Genomic DNA, 26,424 nt, shown 5'->3' on the forward strand with positions numbered 1-26,424 from the left:
CTTGTTCTTCGCTCAGCACGCAATCGCTTGCGTCCTATACGAATTACTTTGTTTTTGGAATTGTTTAACGTGCGTTTCCAAATCCGCACGCAATAAGGTTCCGTTACAAGTTTTTCGATATTGTTCAATTTTCAAGGTCCTGTGTGTCGCTCGCCTCTCGGCTGACGACCTCTTTATTTTACCACCGAACCGCTCGTTTGTCAAGCACTTTTTTTCGAAGTGTTTTGAGCTTTTCGATCGGTTTCGTGGGCTCCCGCAAGAGTCATTCTTTCGTGTGACCCGGGGTGCCTGAGTATAATACCACCGCCCCGCCCTTTTGTCAACACCTTTTTTGGGATTTTTTGGAGTTTTTTCGGGACAGGCCAAAAAGGCCGCCGGGCGGCTCTCTTCTGGACTCCGCCTTATATAAATATATACCTATTATAGAGCGCAAAAGCTCCGGACGAGGGCTTTTGTTTGTCAAGCGTGACCCGGGGAGATTTTAGACTGAAAATCCAGTCTAAAATTTGGGTAAACCTACAAATTCCAATATATTGTGGTGCATCTATTGACTCACCCCCAAATGATGGTGTATTATCTTAATCACAACAACAAGTGCGATAAGACATTGCAGGCTGTGGCTGATCTTTCTGCCACAGCCCTTTGACAGATGGAGGATACGTCATGAAGATCATCAAGCGCAGCGGGACAGAGGTCCCCTTCGACATAACCAAGATCATTGTGGCCATTACCAAGGCCAATGACTCGGTGGATGCCCGCGATCGTCTGACCCAGGAGCAGATCACCCGGATCTCCTCGGCCGTGGCGGAGCGCTGCCAGGCCCTGAACCGGGCCGTCAACGTGGAAGAGATCCAGGACATGGTGGAGAACGAGCTGATGGACGCCCGGGCCCACAACGTGGCCCGCCACTATATCACCTACCGCTATGTCCAGAACCTCAAGCGCCAGACCAACACCACCGACGAGCGGATCCTCAGCCTGATCGAGTGCAACAACGAGGAAGTCAAGCAGGAGAACGCCAACAAGAACCCCACCGTCAACAGCGTTCAGCGGGACTATATGGCGGGCGAGATCTCCAAGGACCTGACCAGCCGGCTGCTGCTGCCCCCGGACATCGTCAAGGCCCACCAGGAAGGTCTGATCCACTTCCACGATTCGGACTACTTCGCCCAGCACATGCACAACTGCGACCTGGTGAACCTGGAGGATATGCTCCAGAACGGCACCGTCATCTCGGGCACCTATATTGAGAAGCCCCACAGCTTCTCCACCGCCTGCAACATCGCCACCCAGATCATTGCCCAGGTGGCCTCCAACCAGTACGGCGGCCAGAGCATCAGCCTGACCCATCTGGCCCCCTTCGTGGACGTCTCCCGCAAGAAGATCGCCCTGGAAGTGGAGGAGGAGATGGCGGGCCTGGATGTCTCCGCCGAGCGGAAGAAGGCCATTGTGGAGCGCCGGCTCCGGGCCGAGATCAACCGGGGCGTCCAGACCATCCAGTACCAGGTGGTCACCCTGATGACCACCAACGGCCAGGCCCCCTTTATCACCGTCTTTATGTACCTGGGCGAGGCCCGCAACCCCCAGGAGAAGGCCGACCTGGCCATCATCATTGAGGAGACCATCCGCCAGCGGTACCAGGGCGTCAAGAACGAGAAGGGCGTCTGGATCACCCCGGCCTTCCCCAAACTGATCTATGTGCTGGAGGAGGACAACATCCGCCCCGGCACCCCCTACTACTACCTGACCGAGCTGGCCGCCAAGTGCACCGCCAAGCGGATGGTGCCCGACTATATCTCGGAAAAGAAGATGCTGGAACTGAAGGTCGACAAGAACGGCGAGGGCCACTGCTACACCTGCATGGGCTGCCGCAGCTTCCTGACCCCCTATGTGGACCCCGAGACCAACCAGCCCAAGTACTACGGCCGGTTCAACCAGGGCGTGGTCACCATCAACCTGGTGGACGTGGCCCTGAGCTCGGGGGGCAACTTCGAGAAGTTCTGGAAGATCTTCGACGAGCGGCTGGATCTCTGCCACCGGGCTTTGCAGGCCCGCCACAAGCGGCTGCTGGGCACCCCCAGCGACGCCGCCCCCATCCTGTGGCAGTACGGCGCCCTGGCCCGCCTGAAGAAGGGCGAGAAGATCGACAAGCTGCTCTTCGGCGGTTACTCCACCATCAGCCTGGGCTATGCGGGCCTGTATGAGTGCGTCAAGTATATGACCGGCAAGAGCCACACCGACCCCAGCGCCAAGCCTTTTGCCCTGAGCGTCATGCAGCACATGAACGACCGGCTGGCCACCTGGAAGAAGGCCGAGAACATGGACTACTCCCTCTACGGCACCCCCCTGGAGTCCACCACCTACAAGTTCGCCAAGTGCTTGCAGAAGCGGTTCGGCATCATCCCCGGCATCACCGACAAGAACTATATCACCAACAGCTACCACGTCCATGTGTCGGAGCAGATCGACGCCTTCACCAAGCTGAAGTTCGAGAGCGAGTTCCAGCAGCTGTCCCCCGGCGGCGCCATCAGCTATGTGGAAGTGCCCAACATGCAGGATAACCTGGAGGCCGTCATGAGCGTGCTCCAGTTCATCTACGACAACATCATGTACGCCGAGCTGAACACCAAGTCCGACTACTGCCAGTGCTGCGGCTACGACGGCGAGATCAAGATCGTCGAGGACGACGGCAAGCTGGTCTGGGAGTGCCCCAAGTGCGGCAACCGGGACCAGAACAAGCTGAACGTGGCCCGCCGCACCTGCGGGTATATCGGCACCCAGTTCTGGAACCAGGGCCGCACCCAGGAGATCAAGGACCGGGTCCTCCACCTGTAATTCTGAACGCTCCGGCTTTTGCGCAGGCGCTCCCCCAACACAAAGCCCCCGCCGGGCGAACCCGGCGGGGGCTTTGGTTTAGGGTTTTAGGATTTAGGGGGTGTTATGGGGCTCAGGCGGTCACGGCGCGGACGCAGATGCGCAGGGCGCGCTCGTTCTCCGAGACGATCTGAACCGGGCGGCTGTAATCCAGCCGCAGGATGCCCAGGATGCTCTTGGCATCGGCGATCTCGCCGTTGGCGTCGTGGACGCCCACGTCGCTGTCCAGCCCGCAGGCTGCATCCACCAGGGCCTTGATCTGCTGAACACCCGCGATCTTAACCTTCTGAATCATTCCAAACGCTCCTTTCGGTCTATTGGCTGAGAGGAATCAGACATCCTCACGCTGGGTCTGAACGGCGCCCGCAGTGTAGATGACCTCAAACACAGAGTGCAGGATCTTGTTCATGATCTTCATGATATCGTGCTCCTTTATGAGAAAACAAATCAACAAAAAAGTTTTGCCGAGTTTGTCAGGCAAAAGCCTGTTCGGCGGGGGCTCCAACGGAGAGCCCCCTCTGCCGGCCGGCCGAGGACACGCCTCGAACCGGTAGAACATATTGTATCCATGTCCATGGCCGTATTATATTCACCTTGCACATCAAATGCAAGTGGTTTTTGTGCAATTCGTCAGGCTCAACAATATTAACACGACCAAGACAATAGTTTTCAGCGCAAGAGCACGGTTTTGTGTGCACGCAGGAGAAACACGTACGCCCCAAAGAAACGCTGCTTCGTTATAAACAAAACGTTCACTATTTTGTGCCGGAGTTTGTCCGCTGCCGGCCCGCTCTCCGTCCACTTTTTGGGCGGGGAACAGCGGCCGCCGGGCCCCCTCCCGGAAAGGAGTTTTTTTTCATGAATTACGCCACCGTCAAATACTACGACATCGCCAACGGCCCCGGGGTACGGACCAGCCTGTTTGTCTCGGGGTGCACCCACCGGTGCAAGGGCTGCTTTAACGAGGTGGCCTGGGATTTCAGCTACGGCCAGCCCTTCGACAAAATCATCCGGAACGAGATCTTTGCCTCCTGCCAGCCGGACTACATCACCGGGCTGTCCCTTTTGGGGGGCGAGCCCATGGAGCCCGAGAACCAGCGGGAGCTGGTGCGGTTCGCCCGGAACTTCAAGGCCCTCTACCCCCAGAAAACCATCTGGTGCTACTCGGGCTACACCTTCGAGCAGCTCACCGGCCAGGTGGAGAGCCGGGGCCGGTGCGAGGTGACCGACGAGTTCTTGTCTTATCTGGACGTGCTGGTGGACGGGCCCTTCGTGGAATCCCTCCACGACATCTCCCTGCGGTTCCGGGGCAGCAGCAACCAGCGGCTTTTGGATATGCCCAAATCCCTGGCCGCCGGGCAGCCGGTGCTCTGGGTGGACGAACCGGTCTTTTCCACCCACACCATGGACTGAGCCCCGCGCCTATATAATGTATAATATAAAAAAGAGCGGCGCCGCCCTCCCCTTTTTGGGGGAAAGCGGTTCCGCTCTTTTGTGGTTTCGGGTTATCCGTTCCGGCTGTCCAGCATCTCCTGCACCAGCCGGACAAAGCTGACGCCATAGCGGGCGGTCTTGGCCTCGTTGACCCCGGGAATGGACCGGAACTCGTCCAGGCTCACCGGCTTTTTGGCGCAGATCTCCCGCAGGGCGGCGTCCCCCAGCACCAGGAAGGCCGGGATCTTGGCCCGGGCGGCCAGCCGTTTGCGCAGGCCGTAAAGGGCCGACAGCAGTTTCTGGTCGAATTCGTCGGGGGCGGCTTTGGGAGCCGAGCGCCGGGGCGGCGGGTTCTGCCGGGCGGCTTCCATCCGCGCGGCGGCGGCCCGTTCTTCCCGTTCCAGGGCCAGGCAGGCCGAGCAGCGGCCGCAGCGGGCCGGGGCCTTCTGGCCGAAGTACCCGAGGATGAACCCCCGTAAACACCGCCGGGTGGTGGAATAATAGGTCATGTACTTGAGCCGCTCCTCCGCCTTTTCGGCGGCCTCGGTCTTCACCTCGGGGGGAAGATCGGTCTGGTTCTCCTGTTCCCGCTCCATCAAAAAGCGGATGGTCCGCACGTCCATCCCCGCGTAGAGCAGCACGCACCGGGCGGGCTCACCGTCCCGCCCCGCCCGGCCGGCCTCCTGGTAATAGCTCTCCAGGTCCTTCGGCATATTGTAATGGATCACAAACCGGACGTTGGGCTTGTTGATCCCCATGCCGAAGGCGTTGGTGGCCACCATCACCTGAATCCGGTCGTAGAGAAAATCGTCCTGGTTTTTCTGCCGCACTTCGGGGGCCAGCTTGGCGTGGTAGGCCGCCGCCCGAATCCGGTGGCTCATGAGCAGGACGGTGACCTCGTCCACCTGGCGGGTGGTGCTGCAATAGACGATCCCGGTCTTGTCCCCCTGTTCCAGAATCAGCTCCAAAAGCCGGGCGGGCTTTTCGCTGGAAACCATCTGCCGGGTCTCAAAAAAGAGGTTGGGCCGGTCGAAGCTGGCCGTCACCTCGTAGGGGGTGCGGAGATCCAGCGCCGCCCGGATATCCTCCCGCACCCGGGCGGTGGCCGTGGCGGTGAAAGCCCCCACCACCGGCCGGGCGGGCAGCTGGTCGATGAACTGCTGGATTTTCAGGTAGCTAGGGCGGAAATCCTGGCCCCACTGGCTGATGCAGTGGGCCTCGTCCACCGCCACCATGCTGATCCGCTGTTCCCTGGCAAAATGGAGAAAGCCGGGCATCTCCAGCCGCTCGGGGGCTACATAGATGATCTTGTACCACCCGGCCCGGGCCCGCTGGAGCATCAGGGCTTTCTGGCGGTCGTTGAGGCTGTTGTTCAGAAACGCCGCCTTGACCCCCGCCTGGACCAGGGCCCCCACCTGGTCCCGCATCAGGCTGACCAGGGGGGAGACTACGATGGTGATGCCGGGCAGCAGCAGGGCGGGCACCTGGTAGCAGACCGACTTGCCCGCGCCGGTGGGCATAACCGCCAATACGTCCCGCCCCGCCAGCAGCTGGCGGACAATTTCCTCCTGCCCGGGGCGAAAGGTATCGTAGCCGAAGTATTTTTTCAGTACATTGATTGCTTCCTGCATATCCCTTTTTTCCGAAAATCCTGTGAAATAAAAGGCCTCCATTGGGGATTGGAGGCCTTTTTTGAGAAGAAATTTTATTTGTTGATCAATCCTACCACGTAATTGGCAATCTTTTTCGCGTTGTCCAGATCCCGGTACTCCCGCTGGGCCGCCGCGATCTCGTGGTACTGCTGGCAATGGTTCTGGAGCAGAATGTCGATCACCTGCGGGATCTTTTCCGGCCCATCGCAGATGACGCCCAGGTTGTGCCTTGTGATCAGCTGGGGGTTATCCCGTTCCTGCCCGGGCAGCGCCCCGGTGACGACCAGGGGCAGGTTCATCACGATGCCCTCCATCAGAGAGTTGGGGCTCCCTCTTGCAATCAGCAGATCGTGCTCCGCCATCTCTTTCTGCATCTCGGTGACAAACCCCAGAATCCGCATCCGGCCTTCGTATTCCGGCAGGAAGGAAGCCTCCAGCGCCTCTTTCATCCGGCGATTCCGGCCGCAGATAATGGTCAGCGACACATTGGTCTGGGTCATCAGCATCTCCGCATACCGTTTGAGGTTGCCGCTCCCTTCGCCGCCGCTCATCATCAGGCAGCGCAGCGGGCGTTTGCCATCGTATTCCTGTTTGGGGTGGTTTCTCGCCCAGTCTGTAAACTGGCGGCGGCTGGGGAACCCGATCAAAACCAGTTTTTCCCGGGGCATCCCGTGGCGCAGCGAACAGTCATAGGCCTCCTGGGTGGGGCAGATCGTCCGAAACGCGCCGGGCTCACACCAGGTCCTGTGGATGTTGATGATATCTGCCTGGAGCACCACCAGAGGGATATTCAGTTTCAAATGGTTCAGGATTCGGAGGATCGACCCGTTGAACATCGAGTGGACGCTCAGGATCAGATCCGGGCGGAACGACTCCATCAAACGCCGGAAATTGTGCAGGCTGAAAGAAGAGATCCCTGTAATTCCGGTTTTGAGGAGAAGGTTGTCATGATCCGACAGTTCATACGACAGCTTCCACAAACCGCTGGCGTAGCGGGTGGTCACACCATAGATCTTGGACATCCGGGGCCCATAGGGGCCAAGAAGTTCAAACCCATCGATCACCCGGACCTCGAGATCCGGGATCTCTTTGAACTGCTCTACCAGAGAATCGGAAATAGACTTATGGCCGTAGCCGGTATACATCGCTGTAATCAATAATATTTTTTTCATAACCGATTGTCCTCTGCGGGAAATACCCGTTTTTCACCATTATAGCCCCATTATACACAATTTTCTGCGGTTTTCAATCTGCTGTTTCTGGAATCTCCTTTTTGTCGCATGAACCCGTCCGAATTTTTTTGTTGAGTATAGCCAAAACCAGGAAAAAAACAGACCGCCTCTTTTGAACCTGGCACATTGAATTTCAAAATCCAACGTAGTATACTCATACTGGTTCATAGAGCGTTCTGCCCTTTGGCTTAAAAATCAAGGAGGATTCACGGGGCCTGGCCCCTGACTGTTTTATGGAACAAATTCTCATTACCCTTTCCGTCTGCCTGATCGCGGGGCTTTTGATGTCCCGCGCCGTCAAGCTCGTCAACCTGCCCGCCGTCACCGCCTATCTGGTGGCGGGGCTTCTGCTGGGGCCCTTCTTTTTGGGGCAGCTGGGCCTGCCCCTGATCGGCTTTGTTTCTCTGGAGGAAGTCGAGTCCTTTAAGATCGTCACCCAGGTCGCCCTGGGCTTCATCGCCTTTGTGATCGGCAACGAGTTCCGGCTCAGCCAGCTCAAGAGCATGGGCCGCCAGGCCATCACCATCGGCATCCTCCAGGCGGTGATCACCACCCTGGTGGTGGACGCCGCCCTGCTGGCCCTCCACTTTATCCGGCCGGACGTGATCTCGGCGGCCTCGGCCATCACCCTGGGCTCCATCGCGGCGGCTACCGCTCCCGCGGCAACCCTGATGGTGGTCAAACAGTACAAGGCCGACGGCCCCCTGACCCACCTGCTCCTGATGGTGGTGGCCATCGACGACGCCGTGGGCCTGGTGCTCTTCTCGGTCTCCTTCGGCATCGCCAACGCCCTGGAAAAAGGCCACATCGACATGATCGGCGTCCTGGTGGAGCCGCTCTGCGAGATTCTCCTCTCCCTGGGTCTGGGCGCTGTGGCGGGCTTTGCCCTCAACGCTCTGGAAAAATACTTCCACTCCCGCTCCAAGCGGATGAGCCTCTCCATCGCCTTTGTCCTGCTGACGGTGGGCCTGTCCATGCTGGAGTTTGACATCGGGCCGGTGCACCTGGGCTTTTCGCTGCTCTTGGTCTGCATGATGACCGGCACCGTCTTCTGCAACATCTGCGAGACCAGCGAAGAGCTGATGGACCGGGTGGACCGCTGGACCAGCCCGGTGAACATCCTCTTCTTCGTCCTCTCGGGCGCCGAGCTGGACCTGAACATCCTGAAAAACCCGATGGTGCTCCTGATCGGCGTGGTGTTTCTCATCAGCCGCTCGGCGGGCAAGATCTTCGGCGCCTATTCCAGCTGCCGGCTGTCCCAGTGCAGCCCCACCATCAGCCGGTACCTGGGCCCCACCCTGCTGCCCCAGGCGGGCGTAGCCCTGGGCATGGCTCTCACCGCCGCCAACCTGTCGGACGGCGCCGTGGTGCGGAACGTGGTCCTCTTCTCGGTTTTGGTGTATGAGCTGGTTGGCCCCACCCTCACCAAGATCGCCCTGACCAAGGCGGGCGAGATCAACCCCGAGGGCCGCACCAGTTCCCGCAGCCCCAACAAGCCGAAACCGGGGCACACCCTGGGTTAAGCGCTGTGCGCTTCTAGGGGGGACCCATTTCTGCCTGCATTCGCAGGTCAGAAATTCCTCCCCCCTAGTATTCCCCCGGGGACAAAATTTCACGGCAAACCGCGCACTCGGCCTTTGGCCTCGCACACAATTTGCCGCAAAATTTCCCTGTATGTATCCGGCCCGTACGCACATGTCGTCCGGGCCGGATGTTTTTATAATTTCGCCGCCACATCAAAAAAGCCGCCCGCTCCCAAAGAGCAGGCGGCTTTTGATTTTAGGATAACTTTCAGCGCAGGACGATCTCGCCGTTTTCGGCGTCCACCACGAGGCTCCCGCCGGAGGCGAGTTCGCCCCCGATGAGCCGCTCGGCGGCCACATCCTCCACATTCTTGCGGATGATCCGGCGCAGATCCCGGGCCCCGAACTTGCCCCCCTGGCACTTGGCCACCAGGGCCTTGAGGGCGGCGGGGGTGTAGCTGTACGCGATGCCCCGGGCCTCCATGCCGGGTTTGTATTCGTCCAGCATGAGGGCGGCGATCCCCTCCAGAGTCTCGTCGCTCAGGGGCTTAAAGACCACCACCTCGTCCACACGGCCCAAAAACTCCGGCCGGAGGAACTGGGAGAGGGCTTTCATGGTCTTTTCCTCGCTGAGCTGGGCCTCGGTCTTGTTGAAGCCGAGCCCGGTGCTCTGGCTGGTGCTGCCCGCGTTGGAGGTCATACAGATGACGGTGTTGGAGAAATCCACCGTCCGGCCCTGTGCGTCGTTGATCTTGCCCTCGTCCAGAATCTGGAGGAGGATGTTCATCACGTCGGGGTGGGCCTTCTCGATCTCGTCGAAGAGGACGACGCTGTAGGGGCGGCGGCGGACCTTCTCGGTGAGCTGGCCGGCCTCCTCGTAGCCCACATAGCCCGGAGGCGAACCGATCATCCGGGAGACGGCGTACTTTTCCATATACTCGCTCATGTCCAGCCGGATCAGGGGGTCCGGGCCGTCGAAGAGCTGGCTGGCCAGCTGTTTCACCAGCTCGGTCTTGCCCACGCCGGTGGGGCCCACAAAGATAAAGCTGGCCGGGCGGCGGCGGCCCGCCAGGTCGGCGCGGCTCCGCTTGATGGCCTGGGCCACCAGATGGACGGCCTCGTCCTGGCCCACGATCTTCTTTTTCAGCTCCGTCTCGAGGGAGGCCAGTTTCACAAACTCGCTCTCCCGAATCTTGACGGCGGGGATGCCGGTCCACAGCTCGATGACCCGGGCCACGTCGTCCATGCTCACATTGATCTCGCTGGCGGCGGCCTGCTTGGCGGGCAGCTCATTTTCCAGCTGGGCCAGGCGGGTCTTCCGCTCGGCGGCCTGCTCGTAGTCGATGGGCTGGTTGGCGTCCGCCTCGGCCATGGCGGCCTCCTCGGCTTTCAGGCGGTCGGCCTCCTGCTGCATCTCGAGATACTCCGAGATCACCGGGTGGGCCAGGTTGCAGCAGGCGCAGGCCTCGTCCAAGAGGTCGATGGCCTTATCGGGCAGGAAACGGTCGGTGATATACCGCTCCGACAAAAGCACCGTGGCGTTCAAAACGTCGGCGGGGACTTTGACGTGGTGGTGGGCCTCGTAATACCGCTTGATGCCGTTCATGACCGCCAGGGTGTCGGCCACGCTGGGCTCCTCCACCCGCACCGGCTGGAACCGGCGCTCCAGGGCCTGGTCCTTCTCGATATACTTGCGGTACTCGGCGAAGGTGGTGGCGCCGATGACCTGGATCTCGCCCCGGGAGAGGGCGGGTTTCAGGATGTTGCCGGCGTTCATGGCGCCCTCGCTCTCGCCGGCGGCGGTGATGGTGTGGACCTCGTCAATGAACAGGATGACGTTGCCCGCGGCCTTCACCTCGCTGAGCAGGCCTTTCACCCGCTGCTCGAACTGGCCCCGGAACTGGGTGCCCGCCACGAGAGCGGTCAGGTCCAGAAGGTAAATCTCCTTGTTCTTGAGCTGGGCGGGCACCTGGCCCTTGGCGATCCGCTGGGCGATCCCCTCGGCGATGGCCGTCTTGCCCACGCCCGCCTCGCCGATGAGGCAGGGGTTATTCTTCTGGCGGCGGCTCAAAATCTGGATGGTGCGGTAGATCTCCCGGTCCCGGCCGATGATGTCGTCGATCTTGCCCGCCCGGGCCTTCTCGGTCAGGTTCTCGCAGTAGGTGTCCAGGAACTTGCGGCGGGGGGGCTTTTTATTCCCCGCGCGGCCGGCGTCCTTTTTCTCCTCCTGGCCCGAGAGGCTCAGAGGGAAGGTGGCGTTGCCCCCGGGGGTGAACCCCTCGGCGTCGTCGGTTTCCTCGTTCTCGCCGGGCTGGCCCATCCCCATCATCATGGAGAAGGGGTTGGCCCCCTCGCCGCCCATCTCTTCCAGCATATTTTCCATCCGGTCTTCCATGTTGTCCATGTCCTGCTCGGACATCCCGAACTGCTTCATCAGGTCTTCCACCGGTTTGATGTGCAGCTCCCGGGCGCAGCGCAGGCAGTAGCCCTCCTGCTTCATCTGGCTATTGGAATCCATCCGCTGGACAAAGATAATGGCCGGACGCTTTTTGCATCGAATACAGACCATAGGTTCCTCCTTATTTTGAAAAAACGCATCTCACCCGCTCAATAGAGGAAGGGGTTCACGAGATTAAATGCCTTATAGTAGAGACTGCCGCTGAGGGTCGCCTCGTTCAAAAGGGGCAGCCCGCCGCCGGTGATGACCACCAAAGCCCAGATCACACAGAGCGCAAGGAACACATCCACCAAACTGGCAAACCCGCCCACGGCGAAGCCCAAGCCCCGGTTGACGGCCCCGATCACCGGCAGGTGATTCACCAGCCCCAGCACCGTCACCAGCAGGCTCACCAGCATCCGCAAAAGGGCGTAGGCCACAAAAAACAGGACGATGGAGATCACCGGGGTCAAAAGGGGCATCAGGACGTGCTGGACGATGGCGTCGGCCATAACCACCGCGTTATCGGTGAGGACGGCCGAGAGGGACCGCTGACAGGCCTCCACAATGGACTGGCGGAACCCCTCGGGCAGAAAGCCCGCGTATTCCGCAGCGATCTGGCTCAGGTCCACGGCGCCCCCGGCGGCGATGCTCTCGGCGATGGCGGTGCGGAAGCCCCCGGCGAAAAACCGGTTAAAGACCGCCGCCGAGCCCCAGACGGCGAACCGCCAAGCCCCGATCAGCCCCACCAGGCTCCCCCCGATCTGGACCAGGGAGGCCAGCATCCCTTTGCGGGCGTAGCGCAGGGCCATGACGAGCCAGAACACAGTACAAATGATATCAAAAACTAATGACGGATTCATGAACATTTCTCAATTCCTCTGGTGGTTTTTGGTCCGCAGAGTACCAAATTAGCATGATTCCCACCCCGGGGTTTTATTCTTCGGGGGCCGGCGGTTCCAGCTGCTGGACCGTGTTGCTGCAAAAGAGGAGCAGCTGCCGCCCCGCCAGCAGCGCCTCGGGCTTTGCCTCCAGCTGCTGGCTCCACTGGTAGACCCCGTCGGCGCCGAAGACCTCCACCGACTGGTCACAGAGCAGATAAAAATTCTCTTTGGTCCGGAGAATCCGGTTGGCCGAGGGCACCGCCCCCTGGTACTCGATCCCGAGGCCCTTGTTGAGCAGCGCCACCTGGCCCCCCTCGAAGAGAAGCGCCGGACCCGCATCCCCGACGGAAAAGTCCACAAGCCCGTTTCCGCCGTAGTCGTACCGGCCTTTTTCGGCGCCGCTTACGTCATAGAGGGCCGCGTGGTCGTCGTAGATCACCAGGATCTCCCGGTTCGAGGTCCACCCCACCCACTGGGGGATGCAGCCCGGGACGCCTGCCAGGCAGACCGGGTCGCCCTCGCTGACCCCCAAAAGATAGAGGTTCGAGAGGATGGCGCTGTCCTTGGCGGTGAGGGTGGCCACCGCCAGTTTGCCGTTATCGGGCGAGAAGGCCACCCGCAAAGGGGTGCCCTCGGTGGTGGTGACGCTCCAGCGGAGCAGCTCTTCCATCTGGGCCGAGTAGACCGTCAGCCGGGCCAGAGTCCGGGTGTCCTCGGTGACCACCGCCAGTTTGCCGTCGTCTGCCATGCCGCACAGATAAATCTTATTCTCCATGGTCATGGTATAGAGATTCTGGGTGCGGCTTTCCACCCGCAGCTCGTTGCCCGAGCGGTTATAAAGGACAAAATGGGTCTTGCCCACCGCCAGGGCGGGGCGGGCGTAGCTGGTCTGGATGGAGTTCAGGCGGTTGCCCTTGTCCGAGTAGACCACGCACCCCTCCTCCCCCAGGAGCACATAGCCCCCGGCCAGGGGTTCTATCTGGTAAATTTCCTGGATGCCGGTCTGCTGGGGGTAGCCCTGGCGGGGCAGGAACGCGATCTTGACGCTGTCCACCAGGTCTTTGGCCAGGGCGATGGAGCTGCCCACCGCGCCGGTGGCGTAGACCACCAGGGCCGCCAGCAGCAAAACGATCACCACCGTCCGGCGCAGCCGCCGGGCCTGGACCCGCCGCCGGGCCTGCTCGAGATATTCCACCCGCCCGGCGGAGAGGTTTTCCCCCGAGCGGGGGCCGCGATTGGAACGTTTCATCCCCGTGTCTCCTCCTCTGGCAAATCATAGCTCACATGGTGCAGAAAAAGCCCCTTGGCGGGCAAGGTCGGCCCCGCCCGGCCCCGGTCCCGGCTGGCCAGAATCCCCCCAATGGCGCCGGGGTCCATCCGCCCGGCCCCCACCTCGCAGAGGGTGCCCGCCAGGATCCGCACCATGTTGTATAAGTACCCGTCCGCCGTCACCAGAATTTCCACCCGGTCCCCTTTTCGGGTGACGGTGCAGTCGGTGATGGTGCGGACGGTGTCCCCGTGGGCCGCCGCCGAGCTGCCCGAAGCGCAGAGGGCGAGAAAATCGTGCCGCCCCACAAAGCCCGCGGCGGCCTTCGCCATCCGGTCGGTATCCAGACGCCCGGGGATGCGGTGGTAATACCGGGCGTCAAAGGGGGAGTCGATGGCGCTGTTTAAAATCCGGTAGAGATAGGTTTTGGTGTGGGCGGCGTACCGGGCGTGAAAGTCCTCGGGCACCAGACGGGCCGAGAGCACCCGGATATCCCGGGGCAGCCGGCTGTTGAGGGCCAGGGGCAGCTTAAAGGGCGGGATTTTGCAGTCGGCGTGGAAGTTGAGGGCGAAACCCAGGGCGTGGACCCCCGCGTCGGTGCGGCTGCACCCCTTGATGTCCGGCCGGGCCCCCAGCACCGCCTCCAGCCCGTCCTGGAAGGCGGCGGCCACGCTCCGCCCGTTGGGCTGCACCTGGAACCCGCAGTATTCGGTGCCGTCGTAGGCCAGGGTGAGTAGATAGTTCATACAGCGTCGGGCCCTCCTTCAAAGGGATAGAACAAGAGCCGCAGCCCGCGGAGATTGCCCCCGCGCGCCGCAGCTCGGCGATTCTTGTCAGAAATTGGGGAAAAGCAGCCGGGAGGCCAGAATCCCCCCAAAGCAGACCAAACAGACCGCCAGGCTGATGTAGTCCTGGCGGGTGCAGCGGAGCACCTTCAGCCGGGTGCGGCCCTCGCCGCCCTTGTAGCAGCGGCACTCCATGGCCATGGCCAGCTCGTCCGCCCGGCGGAAGGCCGAGATAAAGAGGGGGATCAGTACCGGCACCAGGGCCTTGACCCGCTCGGTGAGTTTGCCGGTGTCCAGCATGGCGCCCCGGGCCTTCTGGGCGTTCATGATCTTGTCGGTCTCCTCGATCAACGTGGGGATGAACCGGAGGGCGATGCTCATCATCATGGCCAGCTCATGCACCGGGAAGTGGAGTTTGCCCAACGGCCGGAGCAGCGCCTCGATGGCGTCGGTCAGGACGATGGGGCTGGTGGTGTAGGTCAAAAGGCTGGTGCCCGCGATCAGGGCCATGACCCGGACGCTCATTAAAATCGCGTACCGGACGCCCTCGGGGTAGATTTCCAGAATCCAGAACTGGAAGAGCGGTTCCCCCTGGCCGGTGACAAAGAAGAGGTTCAGCACCGCCGTGAAAAGCACGATGGGCAGGATGGGTTTCAAACTCCGGCCGATCATCTTGAGGGGGATCTTCGCCACCTTGTACATGACGGCCAAAAACAGAATCGAGAGGGCCAGCCCCAGGGGGTTGGAGGCCGCAAAGAGCAGCACAATATAAAGAATCGTCAACACCAGCTTGAGCCGGGGGTCGAACCGGTGGACGAGGCTATCCCCGGGGAAGTGCTGGCCGATGGTAATATCCCGCAGCATTACGCCTCGCCTCCTTTCTTATTCTCCCCCACGGTGCGGCGGGGCAGGGTCAGATTTTCGCCCGCATCCCGGCGGGCCTTGGCCTCCAGGATGGTTTTCACCGCATAGGGGATGGTGTAAACGTCGGTGGGCAGGTCAATCCCCATCTCCCGCAGTTTCAGGAAAATTTTGGTCACCTGGGGCACCGAGAGGCCCAATTCCAGCAGCTCGGGGGCGCGGTCAAAGACCCGCTCCACCGTGTCGTACATGGCCAGCTTCCGCTCGGCCATCACCAGGACTTTGTTGGCGTAGCGGGCAATATCCTCCATGCTGTGGGAGACCAGCAGGACGGTGGTGCCCGTCTTTTTGTGGTACTCCTTCACCTGGGAGAGGATGGTGTCCCGCCCCTCGGGGTCGAGGCCGGCGGCGGGCTCGTCCAACACCAGAATCCGGGGCTCCATGGCCATCACGCCCGCCACGGCCACCCGGCGCTTCTGGCCGCCGGAGAGCTCAAAGGGGCTGCGCTGCAAGAGCTCCTCGCTCAGGCCCACGAACCGGGCCGCCTCGTGGACCCGGCGGTCGATCTCCTTTTCGTCCAGGCCCATGTTCTTGGGGCCGAAGGCGATGTCCTTATAACAGGTCTCCTCGAAGAGCTGGTACTCGGGGTACTGGAACACCAGGCCCACCATGAACCGGAACTCCCGGATTTTGGCAGGGTCGGCCCAGATATCCCGCCCGTCGATATAGATTTTGCCGCTGGTGGGACGGTTCAGGCCGTTCATGTGGGAGATGAGGGTGCTCTTGCCCGAACCGGTAGAGCCGATGATCCCCACGAAATCCCCCTCTTCCACCTCGAAGCTGACATTTTCCAGCGCGGTGGTGGCCCCGGGCATCCCGGGGTTATAGACATAACTCAGGTTTTCTACCTTGATGATGCTTGCCATTGGTTCCGCCCCCTTACTTCAGCAGCTCATAGAGCGCCTGGGCGCACTCGCCCGTGTCGATGATGCCCTCCGGCAGGGGGACGCCGGCTTTCACCAGCTCGTCCCGCAGTTCTGCCGCCTGGGGCACGTCCAGATGGAGGCTGCGGACCTTTTCGGTCTGGCTGAACACCTCTTTGGGGGTGCCCTCCATCACCACCTCGCCCTGGCTCATCACCAGGACCCGGTCGGCCTGGGCGGCCTCCTCCATATAGTGGGTGATGGAAACCACGGTGATCCCCATGGTCTTGTTCAGGTGGCGGATGGTCTGCATCACCTGTTCCCGGCCCCGGGGGTCCAGCATGGCGGTGGCCTCGTCCAAAATCAGGCAGTCGGGCCGCATGGCCACCACGCCCGCGATGGCCACCCGCTGTTTCTGGCCGCCCGAGAGTTTGTGGGGGGCCCGCTCCCGGTACTTGTAGATCCCCGCCATCTTCATGGCGTCGTCTACCCGGCGGCGCATCTCGTCGGTGGGGACACCCAGGTTTTCGAGGGCGAAGGCCACGTCCTCCTCCACCACGGTGGCGACGATCTGGTTGTCCGGGTTCTGGAACACCATGCCCACCGTCTGGCGGATGTCATAGAGCTTGTCCTCGTCGGCGGTGTCCATCCCTTCCACCAGGACAGTGCCCGCCTCGGGCAGCAGAATGGCGTTGAAGTGCTTGGCCAGGGTGCTCTTGCCGCAGCCGTTGGCCCCCAGCACCGCCACAAACTCCCCCCGCTTCACCTCCATCGAGGCGCCCTTGAGGGCGTAGACCGGGGAATCCGGGTCATAGCGGAATTTCAAATCTTTTGCGGTTAAAATCGTTTCTTCCATTGCGTTTCTCTTTCCGGTAGTGCGCGCCCCCGGCCCGGCGGGCCCGGCGCTGTACTCCACTTGGTTTGATGGGTTAGCCCTCGGCGCTCTCCCAGATGGCGGTGGCGCCGCAGGGCACCACCCCGCCGGTGGCGGTCACCGGCAGGCCGATCTCGTCGCAGGAGGTGCGGCCCCCGAACCGGGGGCAGAGGGTGGTTTTGAGCATATATTCCATGACCGCCGGGGAGAGCCCGGTGGTGTAGCTGTTGACGGCGAAGAAGAGGGGGTTGTCGCTCAGGACCTCCTCGCACTGGCAGACCAGGTCATAGATGCAGTCCTCCAGCTTCCAGACTTCGCCGCCGGGGCCCCGGCCATAGCTGGGGGGATCCATGATGATGCCGTCGTAGGTGTTGCCCCGGCGCTTCTCCCGGGCGACGAACTTGCCGCAGTCGTCCACCAGCCAGCGGATGGGCCGGTCGGCTAAACCGCTGGCGGCGGCGTTCTCCTTGCCCCACTGGACCATCCCTTTCGAGGCGTCCACGTGGCAGACGGTGGCCCCCGCCGCGGCGCAGGCCAGGGTGGCCCCGCCGGTATAGCCGAAGAGGTTCAAAACCCGGACCGGCCGCCCGGCGGCGCGGATTTTTTTGGCGTACCAGGCCCAGTTGACGGCCTGCTCGGGGAAAACGCCGGTGTGCTTAAAGCCGGTGGGGCTGACGATCAGGGTCAGTTTATCCTCCCCTTCGCCGCAGGTGATCTGCCACTTTTCGGGCAGGCGGCGGCGGTACTCCCAGGAGCCGCCGCCCTGGTTCGACCGGTGGTAGACCGCGTCGGCCTTGGCCCAGAGGGGGCTCTGTTTGGGGGTTTTCCAGACGACCTGGGGGTCCGGGCGGACCAGCAGGGTCTGGCCCCAGCGTTCCAGCCGGTTGCCGTCGGTGGCATCCAGCAGCTCGTAATCTTTCCAGGTATCAGCAGGGCGCATGGCGACTCCTTTCTTATTTGTGCAGGATGCGGCGGTCGATCTGGTCCACGATCCGGTTGGCGCACAGGCGGATGGCCTCCAGGTCCTGGCCCTCCACCATCACACGGATTTTCGGCTCGGTGCCCGAGACCCGCACCAGGACCCGGCCCATCCCCATCAGCTTCTGCTGTTCGTTCTCGATAAAGCCCGCCAAAACTTCGTCCTCTTTGTAGGCGGCTTTCTGGGCGGCGTTGGCGGTGACGTTCACCAGCACCTGGGGGAACTGGGCGTAGATGTCGTTCAGCTCGCTCATCTTCTTGCCGCTCTGGGCCAGGAGTTTCAAGAGCTTACCGGCGGTCAACTCGCCGTCGCCGGTGGTGGCGTGATGGAGCAGGATCACATGGCCGCTCTGTTCGCCGCCCACGGCGTAGCCGTGCTCCCGCATATTTTCCAAAACGTACCGGTCCCCCACCGCGGTTTTCTCGGTGTGGATGCCCTGGGCCTCCATGTATTTGATAAAGCCCAGGTTGGACATGACGGTGACCACCGCGGTATCCCCGTCCAGCCGGCCCTTTTCCTTCATCATCATAGCCAGCAGGGCGATGATTTTGTCGCCGTCGATCTCCCGGCCCTTTTCGTCGCAGGCCAGGCACCGGTCGGCGTCCCCGTCAAAGGCGATGCCGCAGTCATAGCCGCCGTCTACCACGGCCTTTTCCAGGTTTTCCAGGTGGGTGCTGCCCACCTCTTTGTTGATGTTCTTGCCGTCGGGGGAAACACCGATGAAGGTGCACTTGGCCCCCAGACGGGGGAAGAGCTTCTGGGCCACCGCCGCGGCCGCGCCGTTGGCGCAGTCAATGCAGAGGTTCAGGCCGGACAGGTCCCCGCCGATGGCCTCGTACAGGTGGTCCACATAATCCCGCAGGCCGTCGCTCCGCAGAGAGACGGTGCCGATCTCCTCCCCCACGGCCAGAGGGATATCCTTGCAGTCGTTGTCGATGTGGGCCTCGATCTGCTCCTCCACCTCGTCGGGGAGCTTGTAGCCGGTGCCCGCGAAAATCTTGATGCCGTTGAACTCCATGGGGTTATGGCTGGCGGAGATCACCACGCCCGCGTCCGCCTTGTACTTGCGGACCAGGTAGGCCACCGCCGGGGTGGGCAGAACCCCCAAGCTCTCCACGTCGGCGCCCACGCTGCACAGGCCGGCGGTGAGGGCGGCTTCCAGCATATCGCCGGACTGGCGGGTGTCCTTGCCGATCAGGATGCGGGGCCGGCGGCCGGTTTTCTCGGTCAGGACGGCAGCCGCCCCCCGGCCGATCTTCATGGCCAGCTCACAGGTCAGATCCACGCCCGCCACGCCGCGGACGCCGTCGGTACCAAAATACTTTCCCATCTTCCAATTCCTCCTTGCTGCCCTCATTTTATGCGCCCGGGGGGCCAAAGGACAGCGGATTCTTTTTCTTTTATTGTATTTTCAGGATTTGCCGGGGGCGGTTTTCCACCGCCGGGGCAAACGCCGGTTTAAAACAGGCTCTGCTGGCCGTTCTCCTCGGGGGTCGAGTCCCCCTCGGGGGCCCGGAGGCCCAGGTGCTCATAGGCCAGGTGGGTGACGCAGCGGCCCCGGGGGGTCCGGGTCAAAAAGCCCAGCTGCATCAGGTAGGGCTCGCACAGGTCCTCCAGGGTGACGGCCTCCTCCCCCAGGGCGGCGGCCAGGGTCTCGAGGCCCACGGGGCCGCCGTTGTACATCTCGATCACCGCCCGGAGCAGGCTCCGGTCCAGCTCGTCCAGGCCCAGGGCGTCCACGTCCATCCGTTTCAGGGCCATCAGGGCCACGTCCTGGTCGATGACGCCGTCCCCCAAAACGGTGGCGAAGTCCCGCACCCGTTTCAAAAAGCGGTTGGCCACACGGGGGGTTCCCCGGCTGCGCTTCGCCATCTCATAGGCCCCCTCGGGGGTGATGGGCTGGTCGAGAATCCCCGCGCTCCGCTGGATGATCCGGGACAGTTCGTCGGGGCTGTACAGTTCCAGCTTGAGCAGCACCCCGAACCGGTCCCGCAGCGGGCCGGTGAGCTGGCCCGCCCGGGTGGTGGCCCCCACCAGGGTAAACCGGGGGAGGTTGATCCGGATGCTCTGGGCGCTGGGGCCCTTGCCGATCATGATATCCAGGGCGTAGTCCTCCAAAGCCGGGTAGAGGACCTCCTCCACCTGGCGGGAGAGCCGGTGAATCTCGTCGATGAAGAGGACGTCCCCCTCCTGCAAGCTGGTGAGGAGGGCGGCCAGATCGCCGGGTTTCTCGATGGCGGGGCCGCTGGTGATCCGGATCTGGACCCCCATCTCGTTGGCGATGATCCCCGCCAGGGTGGTTTTGCCCAGGCCCGGGGGGCCATAGAGCAGAATATGGTCCATGGGCTCGCCCCGGCGGCGGGCCGCTTCAAGATAGATTTTCAGGTTTTGTTTGACCTTCTCCTGGCCGACGTAGTCCTCCAGATGCTGGGGGCGGAGGGTGTTCTCCTCGCTGTCGATGCCGGTGAGGCCGGGCTGCATCAGCTGTGCGCCGTAGAGTGCCGCTTGGTCCTGCATGGTTTACCTCCTGCCCGCCATGCCCCGCAGGGCGAGTTTGATGATCTCCTCCACCGGGAGGGCCGGGTCGATCTTGGCCACCGCCAAAGCCGCCTCGCTCTGGCTGTACCCCAGGGAGACCAGGGCCGCGATGGCCTGGGTGCTGCCCTGGGTGGCCGCCGGGCCTGCCCCCGCTGCGCCCGAGAGGTCCTCCAGCTGGATGCCCTCCACAAAGCCCTTGGCGACCTTGTCTTTCAGTTCCAGGGTGATCCGCTGGGCCAGTTTCGGGCCCACGCCGCTGGCGGCTTTAAAGGCCTTGTGGTCCCCCGCCGAGATGGCCAGGGCCACCCGGTCCGGCTCCATCACCGACAGGATGGCGAGGCCCACTTTCGGCCCCACCCCCGACACGCCGGTGAGCATCTTGAAACAGGCCTGCTGCTGTTCGGTGGCGAAGCCGTAGAGGCTGATGTCGTTTTCGCTGACGTTCAAGACGGTATAGAGGGTGGCCTCGGCCCCCACGCCGGGCAGCGCCCCCGCCACGCTGGCGGGGCACTGGGCGTAATAGCCCACCCCGCCGCAGCTGACGACCACGCCGTCCAGATTTTTCTTGAGGATTTTGCCGGTCAGGCAGTGAATCATGTCCCTTCTCCTCCCTTATCGTATCCGGCGATCAGATGGGGCCGATCTGCCGGGGGGTCAGCCGGTCCAGCCGGTTGCCGCTGGTGTGGCAGTGGGTGATGGCCATGGCCAAAGCGTCGGCGGTGTCGTCGGGTTTGGGCACCGCCTGTAAATGAAGCAGCAGGCGGGTCATCTCCTGCACCTGCTTTTTGACGGCTTTGCCGTAGCCGGTGACGGCCTGCTTCACCTGCATGGGGGTGTATTCGTAGATGGGCAGCCCCGCCTGGGCCGCCGCCAACAGGACGACCCCCCGGGCCTCGGCCACCCCGATCACGGTGGTCTGGTTGTGCTGGTAGAACAGTTTTTCGATGGCCAGCGCCTCGGGCTGGGTGCGGGCGATGATCTGGCGCACCCCGTCGTAGACCTGGGCCAGCCGCTGCTCAAAAGCCATCCCCGCGGGGGTGCACACCGCGCCGAAATCCACCGGCGCAAAGCGGTTGCCCGCATAATCCACCACGCCCCAGCCCACAATGGCGTAGCCGGGGTCGATGCCCAAAACTCTCATCCTCTGCCCTCCCGGGCCGAGGGCGCAAAAAGCCCCCCGGCCGCGATATTTCTAACGATTTATTATACCACGTTCTCAAGGGCAGGGCAACCAAAAAGCCCCCCGCCCGGGGGCGGGGCGGGGGGTCTTTTAAAAAAATTCACATTTTCTTTGAAAAAGGGCTTGCAATCCGGGTCGAAATGTGGTAATATAAGCGAGCTGACAACAGCAAACGAGTTGGACGGTTAGCTCAGCTGGTAGAGCATCTGCTTGACGTGCAGGAGGTCACAGGTTCGAGTCCTGTACCGTCCACCAAAAAATCCCTCGAACGCGAAAGCGTTCGGGGGATTTTTTCATTCGCGCCGTAGGCGGGCGGAAACCACAGCGCCCCCGCCGCGACAGCCCAAGGCTCCGGCAGTTCCCGCCCATTGAAAGAGCCCAGGGTTTTATTACTTATTCACTCTTCACTTTTTCTCGCCCCGGGCGGCCAGGGCGGTGGCGATCAGGTAGCAGCAGATGCACCCGCAGAACAAAATCCCCGAAACCCGGCTGCGGGGCAGCGGAGCGTTTTCATACAGGCCAAACCCCTCGCAGAGGGCATTGACCCCTTCCACCAGGGCGAAAAAGAAGAACACCCGGCTGCCTACCCGCTTGACCCGGGGCCAGCTGGTTTCGTCCACTTCAAAGGGCAGGCTGAAATTTACCACCGGGTAGGACATGCCCGGGTGATTTCTCTGAAACCGGGGGAAGGAATCGGGCATCCACGCCACGATCACCCCCAGGGCCAGATAGACGGCGACCATCAGAAAAAGAGTTCCATCGATATGCAGCGGCATCCTGTTTCCTCCTCTCGGCGACAAACCCGTTTTTGCCGGTTGTGTTCGACCGGACGTTGTTTTTTTCAGTATACCACAGGGGCTCGCCCCAGCACAATCCTCCCGCACGTCCAAAATACGGCTGATTTTTTGTCACCTCCGCTGTCTTGACACCCCGCCTGTCTTCCGGTATTCTTAGAATAGAGGATTTTGCATAGATCCCGGGCGGCCCGGGTCTCTGACAGAGGGAGGTGTTTTCCATGCTGCCCAACTGGCTGAACCGGCTTTTCTTCGACCGCTATGTGGAAGTTTACTGGACCTACGACCTGGCCACCAAGGCCAAGGTGACCGCCAAGCTCCACGCGGCCCATATCCCCTACCGGGTGCGGGTGCGGGGGGCCAGCGGCCCCATGCGCTCGGCCCGGGGGATGATCCCCACCACCGGCCTGCGCAACGCCTATCTGTACCACTACACCATCTTAATCCGGCGCAGCACCCTGGAAACCCTGCCCCCCGACTTCTTCCACGACCTGGCCCGGTAACCGCTGAAAAATAAGGCTCCGAGTCTCCCCCCTGCACGAGGGAAGGCCCGGAGCCCTTTGTTTTTTCTGTTTTTTGGGTCAGGTCAGGGGGCACTCCATCACATAATCGTCCATAAAAAAGCCCCCGCCGATGTCGTTTTTCTCCTCCCGGACGATCTGAAAGCCCAGGTGCTCATACGCCCGGATGACCCCGGTGTTGCCCCGGTTGACGTTGAGGTAGACGGCGCTCAGCCCCTCGGCCCGGGCGGACTCGGCCACAAAGGCGAACATCTTCCCCGCCAGGCCCCGGCCCCGGAACCCTTCCAGCAGGTAGAACTTGCTCAGATAGAGCTTGCCCTCCCGGGGGTAAAAGGCCAGAAAACCGGCGGTCTCGCCCTCCTCCATCACCCAGTAGTACCGATAGCCCCCGGCCCGCTGGGCCCGGATGGCCGGTTCCGACTGGAATTTCTCGATCATGTAGTCGTTCTGGGCCGGGCCGATCAGGGGGTCAAAGTGGGCTTTCACCACCCGGGATGCGATCTCGGACAGGCGGGCGGCCTCTTCGGGGCCGATTTTGCAGAAGGTGGTCATGGGGGAATGTTCTCCTTTGTTCTCGTCTTGGGGGCGTTACTGGGGATTATCGGGGATCTGGGGGTTCTGGCGGGCGGCGGCGCGCTTTTCCTTCTGGTCTAGGTAGTAGTCGATGCCGTACCGGATGAAGTATTTCACCAGGGCGATGCCCACCAGAATCGGCACCACAAAGAGCAGCAGCATCGTGAAAATTTCAATCGTTGCGATCCGCATACCGTTCCCCTCCTTTGGTTTGTTCCTCTGTGCCGCCGGGGACCTCCCCCGGGGCTTTTTTCCAGTATAGCATATTTCCCCGGGGATTTCCAAATGTTTCCCGCAAAAAAAGAGCCTGCCTTTCGGCAGACTCTTTGGCGTTCCGGGGGGTTCGGGGGATTCGGCTTATTCCACCGGCTCGATGGTCAGCATGGCCTGGGCCGGGATGCAGGCCGCCCAGTCGTACACCTCGCTGATCCAGCCGAAGCCCTCGCAGACGTGGTCTGGGCAGGGGCTGTCCACAAAGGCGATGGTTCCCTCCCGCACCTGGAGATGGATCTCGTACCCGTTGGAATCAAAGGTATAGTCCCCGTCCTCCCGCAGATCGATCTCCACCTCCCGGCGCTCGCCGGTGCCATAGACCAGGTGGGCCATCTTTTCCGGGCGATTGGCCCGCTGAACCCAGTAGTACCCGCCGATGGCGCCCGCCAGGGCCAGCACCACCAGGGCAAACAAAAGGTTCTGCTTCCAGCTGCCGGGGCGGGCCCGGCCTTTCGTTTGTTCTTTGCTCATCCTGTACTGTTCTCCCTACCCAAGAAGGGGCCGCCGCAAACTGCGGCAGCCCCCTGGTTGTCTGTTGTTTCCCTCAGCAGAGGGGTTCCGGTTTACTTGCCGGCAGCAGCGTTGCCGCCTGCAATGTGGCCGTAGGTGAAGATGTCTGCCACAGCGTTGCCGCCCAGACGGTTGCCCGCGTGGATGCCGCCGGTGACCTCACCCGCAGCCCACAGGCCCTCGATGATCTCGCCGTCGGTGTTCAGGACATGCGCCTCGGTGTCGATCTTCAGGCCGCCCATGGTGTGGTGCAGAGAAGCCTTGCGGGGAGAGATGACAAAGCCCACGTTGGGGTCGGCCTCGATGGCCTCGATGTCAACGGCGCCCGCCAGAACCTCCTTGTGGAAGTCGGGGTCCTCCTGGGCCTCCACATAGCTGTTGTACTTCTCGATGGTGTTGCGCAGAGCCTCCTCGGTGAAGGCAGGGGCAGCGCCGCCGGCGCTGGTAGCAGTCGCCTCCGCCAGCTCGGCCAGGGTGGAGCCGTACCAGACGTGGCCGTTGTCCACCATATCCTGGATGGTGGTGCCGAACATGGCCTGATCCAGGGTAGCGCCGGTGGTCATGCCGTTCTCGCCCACGGGGCCGGCGTAGAGGATGTAGAAGATGCCGTCCTCCAGAGCCAGAGAAGCCTTGGCCAGGACGTCGCGCTCGGCGTACTCATCGACGAAGCGGTTGCCCTCGCCGTCGATCCAGATCTGCTCGGAAGCATCGCCCCAGACGCCGTCGGTCATGGTGCCCTTCAGCGGAGAGGAAGAGGGCATCAGCTGAGCCACTTCCATGCCCACGGTGTCGGCGCCGATGGCCTGAGCCATCAGGATGCCGTCGCCCTCGTTGGTGCCCACGTTGGTGGTCAGGGTGTGATCGGTCAGATCGTCGCCCCAGTACTGGTCATACTCCTTGACCATAGCGGGGTTGGCGCAGTAGCCGCCGCTGGCCAGGACAACACCGTTGGCGGTGTTGATGGTGATCTTGGTGCCGTTGGCCTTCTCGGCGGTGGCGCCGATGACCTTGCCGTTCTCGTCGGTCAGCAGGCTGGTGGCGGCGGTCTCGGTGTAGACGGTGACGCCGGCGTCCTCAGCCACAGCGCGCAGGTCGTCCATCAGCTCAGTGCTGGTCTCGACCCGGTGGGTCCGGGGCCACATAGCGCCCAGAACGGTGTAGAGGGTGTCGCCCTCGCCCTCGCCGGAGGGGGCGTACAGGCCCAGGTCGTCCCGCATCCACTCAAAGGTGCCCAGGGCGCTCTCGGCCAGGTTGCGGGCCAGGTCGATGTCGGAGGCCATCCAGCTGCCGTCGTTCATCTGGCGCAGGCCGCCGGTGTAGATGTGCCACATATGCAGAGAGATGGAGTCGAAGCCGGGCATATCCACGCCGGCGGTCTTGTCCGCGTTCTCTGCATAGAAGGTGTTGATGTCGCTCTGGAGCTGGGTCAGGACCTCAGCCCACTCGGGGAACTGATCAAAGTGCAGGTTCTCGTCCGAGGTGGAGAGGGCCAGATAGCCGTCCAGGGTGTTCTTCTGGGCCTCGGTCAGGATCACTTCGGCCTGAGCGGCGGGGTCCACCGCATTGAAGGCGCCGCCCTGCATCAGGGTGTTGCCGCCGATGACCGAGCTCTTCTCGATCAGGATGACCTTTGCGCCGCCCTGTGCTGCGGTGATGGCAGCCGAGAAGCCGGCGCCGCCGCCGCCCACCACCAGGACGTCGGTCTCCCAGGTCTCATCCTCGCCCGCGGGCTCGGAGTAAGCGTTGGCCTTCAGCTGGTCCATATCCAGGCCGGCAGCCTCAGCCGCAGCAGAAGCTGCCCGCATGATGGCGTTGCTGGCCAGGGTAGCGCCGGTGACGGCGTCCAGGGTAGTGGTCTGGTGCTCCACCATCTGCTGGGGCAGCCGCTCCATGGCCACCGAGGCGATGGACGGGGTCTCGTGGCACTCGGTGAGCTCCACGTTGGTGATCTTGCCCTCTTCGACGGTCATAGCCACCGTGACGGTGCCCTGCATGCCCACAGAGGAGCCCTCAAAGACACCCGATGCGGTGGAGCCGGAGCCCGAAGCTGCCGTGCTGCTGGCAGCGGTGGAAGCGGTGGAAGCGCCGGTACCGCAGGCGGACAGGAGCATCATTGCGCTCAGCACGCCCGCGAGGATCCGCTTTTTCATCACAAAATTCCTCCATTTCAATTCTTTTTTCCTATCTCTCTGGGTGGGTCGAATTGACCTTTTGGGGCCAATTTTTCCCACTTCCGCTCCTAATATATCACATTGTGAAATGTTTGTAAATCGTTTTACCTGCAATCGCCCTGTTTTTTTGGTTTTTTCT

At 62.2% G+C, this 26,424-nt stretch carries 25 protein-coding genes and 1 tRNA gene; 5 read left to right on the top strand and 21 right to left on the bottom strand.

Annotated elements, in window-relative coordinates; translation table 11 throughout:
• Nucleotides 1-663 precede the first annotated feature (663 nt).
• The gene (nrdD, locus tag JCM17207_RS12890) at nt 664-2,835 is read left to right on the top strand and encodes an anaerobic ribonucleoside-triphosphate reductase (RefSeq protein ID WP_238318031.1); all 2,172 of its coding nucleotides are present in this window, start codon (nt 664-666) and stop codon (nt 2,833-2,835) included.
• Nucleotides 2,836-2,947: 112 nt separating this feature from the next.
• Here nrdD and JCM17207_RS12895 read toward each other — a convergent pair whose 3' ends face one another.
• Both JCM17207_RS12895 and JCM17207_RS13755 read right to left on the bottom strand, forming a co-directional pair.
• Nucleotides 2,948-3,169, bottom strand: coding sequence for an HPr family phosphocarrier protein (locus tag JCM17207_RS12895; RefSeq protein WP_238318032.1), 222 nt, complete (start codon nt 3,167-3,169; stop codon nt 2,948-2,950).
• Between the two features lie 36 nt (nt 3,170-3,205).
• Nucleotides 3,206-3,328 carry a hypothetical protein gene (locus tag JCM17207_RS13755; RefSeq protein WP_282449943.1) on the bottom strand — a complete coding sequence of 41 codons (123 nt, stop codon included), beginning with the start codon at nt 3,326-3,328 and terminating at the stop codon, nt 3,206-3,208.
• A gap of 404 nt (nt 3,329-3,732) precedes the next feature.
• Between JCM17207_RS13755 and nrdG the strand changes: the two genes are divergently transcribed.
• Complete coding sequence (nrdG, locus tag JCM17207_RS12900) at nt 3,733-4,287, top strand: anaerobic ribonucleoside-triphosphate reductase activating protein (RefSeq protein WP_238318033.1); 555 nt, start codon at nt 3,733-3,735, stop codon at nt 4,285-4,287.
• Nucleotides 4,288-4,379: 92 nt separating this feature from the next.
• On the opposite strand, the gene JCM17207_RS12905 is transcribed toward nrdG, so the two are convergent.
• Nucleotides 4,380-5,939, bottom strand: a complete 1,560-nt coding sequence (locus tag JCM17207_RS12905; RefSeq protein WP_238318034.1) for a RecQ family ATP-dependent DNA helicase — start codon at nt 5,937-5,939, stop codon at nt 4,380-4,382.
• Between the two features lie 74 nt (nt 5,940-6,013).
• Nucleotides 6,014-7,132 (bottom strand): MGDG synthase family glycosyltransferase, encoded by a 1,119-nt coding sequence (locus JCM17207_RS12910; RefSeq protein ID WP_238318035.1) that lies wholly within the window; start codon nt 7,130-7,132, stop codon nt 6,014-6,016.
• Between the two features lie 293 nt (nt 7,133-7,425).
• Between JCM17207_RS12910 and JCM17207_RS12915 the strand changes: the two genes are divergently transcribed.
• Nucleotides 7,426-8,715: a cation:proton antiporter gene (locus tag JCM17207_RS12915; RefSeq protein WP_238318036.1), complete on the top strand. Its 1,290-nt coding sequence runs from the start codon at nt 7,426-7,428 to the stop codon at nt 8,713-8,715.
• 268 nt (nt 8,716-8,983) lie between these two features.
• Here the strand turns inward: JCM17207_RS12915 and JCM17207_RS12920 are convergent, their stop codons facing one another.
• From JCM17207_RS12920 to ruvC, 12 genes are all read right to left on the bottom strand, one after another.
• Nucleotides 8,984-11,284 carry an ATP-dependent Clp protease ATP-binding subunit gene (locus JCM17207_RS12920; RefSeq protein WP_238318037.1) on the bottom strand — a complete coding sequence of 767 codons (2,301 nt, stop codon included), beginning with the start codon at nt 11,282-11,284 and terminating at the stop codon, nt 8,984-8,986.
• A 38-nt stretch (nt 11,285-11,322) separates the two neighbouring features.
• Nucleotides 11,323-11,979 carry a hypothetical protein gene (locus JCM17207_RS12925; RefSeq protein WP_238318038.1) on the bottom strand — a complete coding sequence of 219 codons (657 nt, stop codon included), beginning with the start codon at nt 11,977-11,979 and terminating at the stop codon, nt 11,323-11,325.
• A 109-nt stretch (nt 11,980-12,088) separates the two neighbouring features.
• Nucleotides 12,089-13,285: a DUF5711 family protein gene (locus tag JCM17207_RS12930; protein WP_238318039.1), complete on the bottom strand. Its 1,197-nt coding sequence runs from the start codon at nt 13,283-13,285 to the stop codon at nt 12,089-12,091.
• Nucleotides 13,282-14,049 carry a tRNA pseudouridine(38-40) synthase TruA gene (gene truA, locus JCM17207_RS12935; RefSeq protein WP_238318040.1) on the bottom strand — a complete coding sequence of 256 codons (768 nt, stop codon included), beginning with the start codon at nt 14,047-14,049 and terminating at the stop codon, nt 13,282-13,284. Before truA ends, JCM17207_RS12930 begins: the two co-directional genes overlap by 4 nt.
• Before the next feature lie 87 nt (nt 14,050-14,136).
• Nucleotides 14,137-14,952, bottom strand: coding sequence for an energy-coupling factor transporter transmembrane component T family protein (locus JCM17207_RS12940; protein ID WP_238318041.1), 816 nt, complete (start codon nt 14,950-14,952; stop codon nt 14,137-14,139).
• Nucleotides 14,952-15,875 (bottom strand): energy-coupling factor transporter ATPase, encoded by a 924-nt coding sequence (locus JCM17207_RS12945; protein WP_238318042.1) that lies wholly within the window; start codon nt 15,873-15,875, stop codon nt 14,952-14,954. The genes JCM17207_RS12940 and JCM17207_RS12945 overlap by 1 nt, the downstream gene beginning before the upstream one ends.
• Before the next feature lie 13 nt (nt 15,876-15,888).
• Nucleotides 15,889-16,728 carry an energy-coupling factor transporter ATPase gene (locus JCM17207_RS12950; RefSeq protein WP_238318043.1) on the bottom strand — a complete coding sequence of 280 codons (840 nt, stop codon included), beginning with the start codon at nt 16,726-16,728 and terminating at the stop codon, nt 15,889-15,891.
• Nucleotides 16,729-16,801: 73 nt separating this feature from the next.
• Nucleotides 16,802-17,686 carry a class I SAM-dependent methyltransferase gene (locus JCM17207_RS12955; protein ID WP_238318044.1) on the bottom strand — a complete coding sequence of 295 codons (885 nt, stop codon included), beginning with the start codon at nt 17,684-17,686 and terminating at the stop codon, nt 16,802-16,804.
• Nucleotides 17,687-17,699: 13 nt separating this feature from the next.
• The gene (gene glmM, locus JCM17207_RS12960; RefSeq protein WP_238318045.1) at nt 17,700-19,055 is read right to left on the bottom strand and encodes a phosphoglucosamine mutase; all 1,356 of its coding nucleotides are present in this window, start codon (nt 19,053-19,055) and stop codon (nt 17,700-17,702) included.
• Between the two features lie 128 nt (nt 19,056-19,183).
• Nucleotides 19,184-20,242 carry a Holliday junction branch migration DNA helicase RuvB gene (ruvB, locus tag JCM17207_RS12965; RefSeq protein ID WP_238318046.1) on the bottom strand — a complete coding sequence of 353 codons (1,059 nt, stop codon included), beginning with the start codon at nt 20,240-20,242 and terminating at the stop codon, nt 19,184-19,186.
• A 3-nt stretch (nt 20,243-20,245) separates the two neighbouring features.
• On the bottom strand, nt 20,246-20,860 hold the full coding sequence (ruvA, locus tag JCM17207_RS12970; RefSeq protein WP_238318047.1) for a Holliday junction branch migration protein RuvA: 615 nt from the start codon (nt 20,858-20,860) through the stop codon (nt 20,246-20,248).
• A 31-nt stretch (nt 20,861-20,891) separates the two neighbouring features.
• Nucleotides 20,892-21,404, bottom strand: coding sequence for a crossover junction endodeoxyribonuclease RuvC (gene ruvC / locus JCM17207_RS12975; protein WP_238318048.1), 513 nt, complete (start codon nt 21,402-21,404; stop codon nt 20,892-20,894).
• Nucleotides 21,405-21,622: 218 nt separating this feature from the next.
• On the opposite strand from ruvC, the gene JCM17207_RS12980 reads away from it, so the two are divergent.
• Nucleotides 21,623-21,698 (top strand) — tRNA-Val (locus JCM17207_RS12980).
• 149 nt (nt 21,699-21,847) lie between these two features.
• On the opposite strand, the gene JCM17207_RS12985 is transcribed toward JCM17207_RS12980, so the two are convergent.
• On the bottom strand, nt 21,848-22,219 hold the full coding sequence (locus tag JCM17207_RS12985; RefSeq protein ID WP_238318049.1) for a hypothetical protein: 372 nt from the start codon (nt 22,217-22,219) through the stop codon (nt 21,848-21,850).
• 239 nt (nt 22,220-22,458) lie between these two features.
• Between JCM17207_RS12985 and JCM17207_RS12990 the strand changes: the two genes are divergently transcribed.
• On the top strand, nt 22,459-22,740 hold the full coding sequence (locus JCM17207_RS12990; RefSeq protein ID WP_238318050.1) for a hypothetical protein: 282 nt from the start codon (nt 22,459-22,461) through the stop codon (nt 22,738-22,740).
• Nucleotides 22,741-22,818: 78 nt separating this feature from the next.
• On the opposite strand, the gene JCM17207_RS12995 is transcribed toward JCM17207_RS12990, so the two are convergent.
• The 4 genes from JCM17207_RS12995 to JCM17207_RS13010 all read right to left on the bottom strand — a co-directional run bounded on the left by JCM17207_RS12995 (nt 22,819) and on the right by JCM17207_RS13010 (nt 26,264).
• Entirely contained in the window at nt 22,819-23,310 is a 492-nt protein-coding gene (locus JCM17207_RS12995; RefSeq protein ID WP_238318051.1) for a GNAT family N-acetyltransferase, read from the bottom strand.
• A gap of 36 nt (nt 23,311-23,346) precedes the next feature.
• Nucleotides 23,347-23,523 (bottom strand): hypothetical protein, encoded by a 177-nt coding sequence (locus tag JCM17207_RS13000; RefSeq protein ID WP_238318052.1) that lies wholly within the window; start codon nt 23,521-23,523, stop codon nt 23,347-23,349.
• Between the two features lie 165 nt (nt 23,524-23,688).
• The gene (locus JCM17207_RS13005; RefSeq protein ID WP_238318053.1) at nt 23,689-24,075 is read right to left on the bottom strand and encodes a NusG domain II-containing protein; all 387 of its coding nucleotides are present in this window, start codon (nt 24,073-24,075) and stop codon (nt 23,689-23,691) included.
• Nucleotides 24,076-24,167: 92 nt separating this feature from the next.
• Nucleotides 24,168-26,264 carry an FAD-dependent oxidoreductase gene (locus tag JCM17207_RS13010; protein WP_238318054.1) on the bottom strand — a complete coding sequence of 699 codons (2,097 nt, stop codon included), beginning with the start codon at nt 26,262-26,264 and terminating at the stop codon, nt 24,168-24,170.
• Between the last annotated feature and the right edge of the window lie 160 nt (nt 26,265-26,424).

The sequence above is a fragment of the Faecalibacterium gallinarum genome (assembly GCF_022180365.1).
In the GTDB taxonomy this organism is placed as follows: domain Bacteria; phylum Bacillota; class Clostridia; order Oscillospirales; family Ruminococcaceae; genus Faecalibacterium; species Faecalibacterium gallinarum.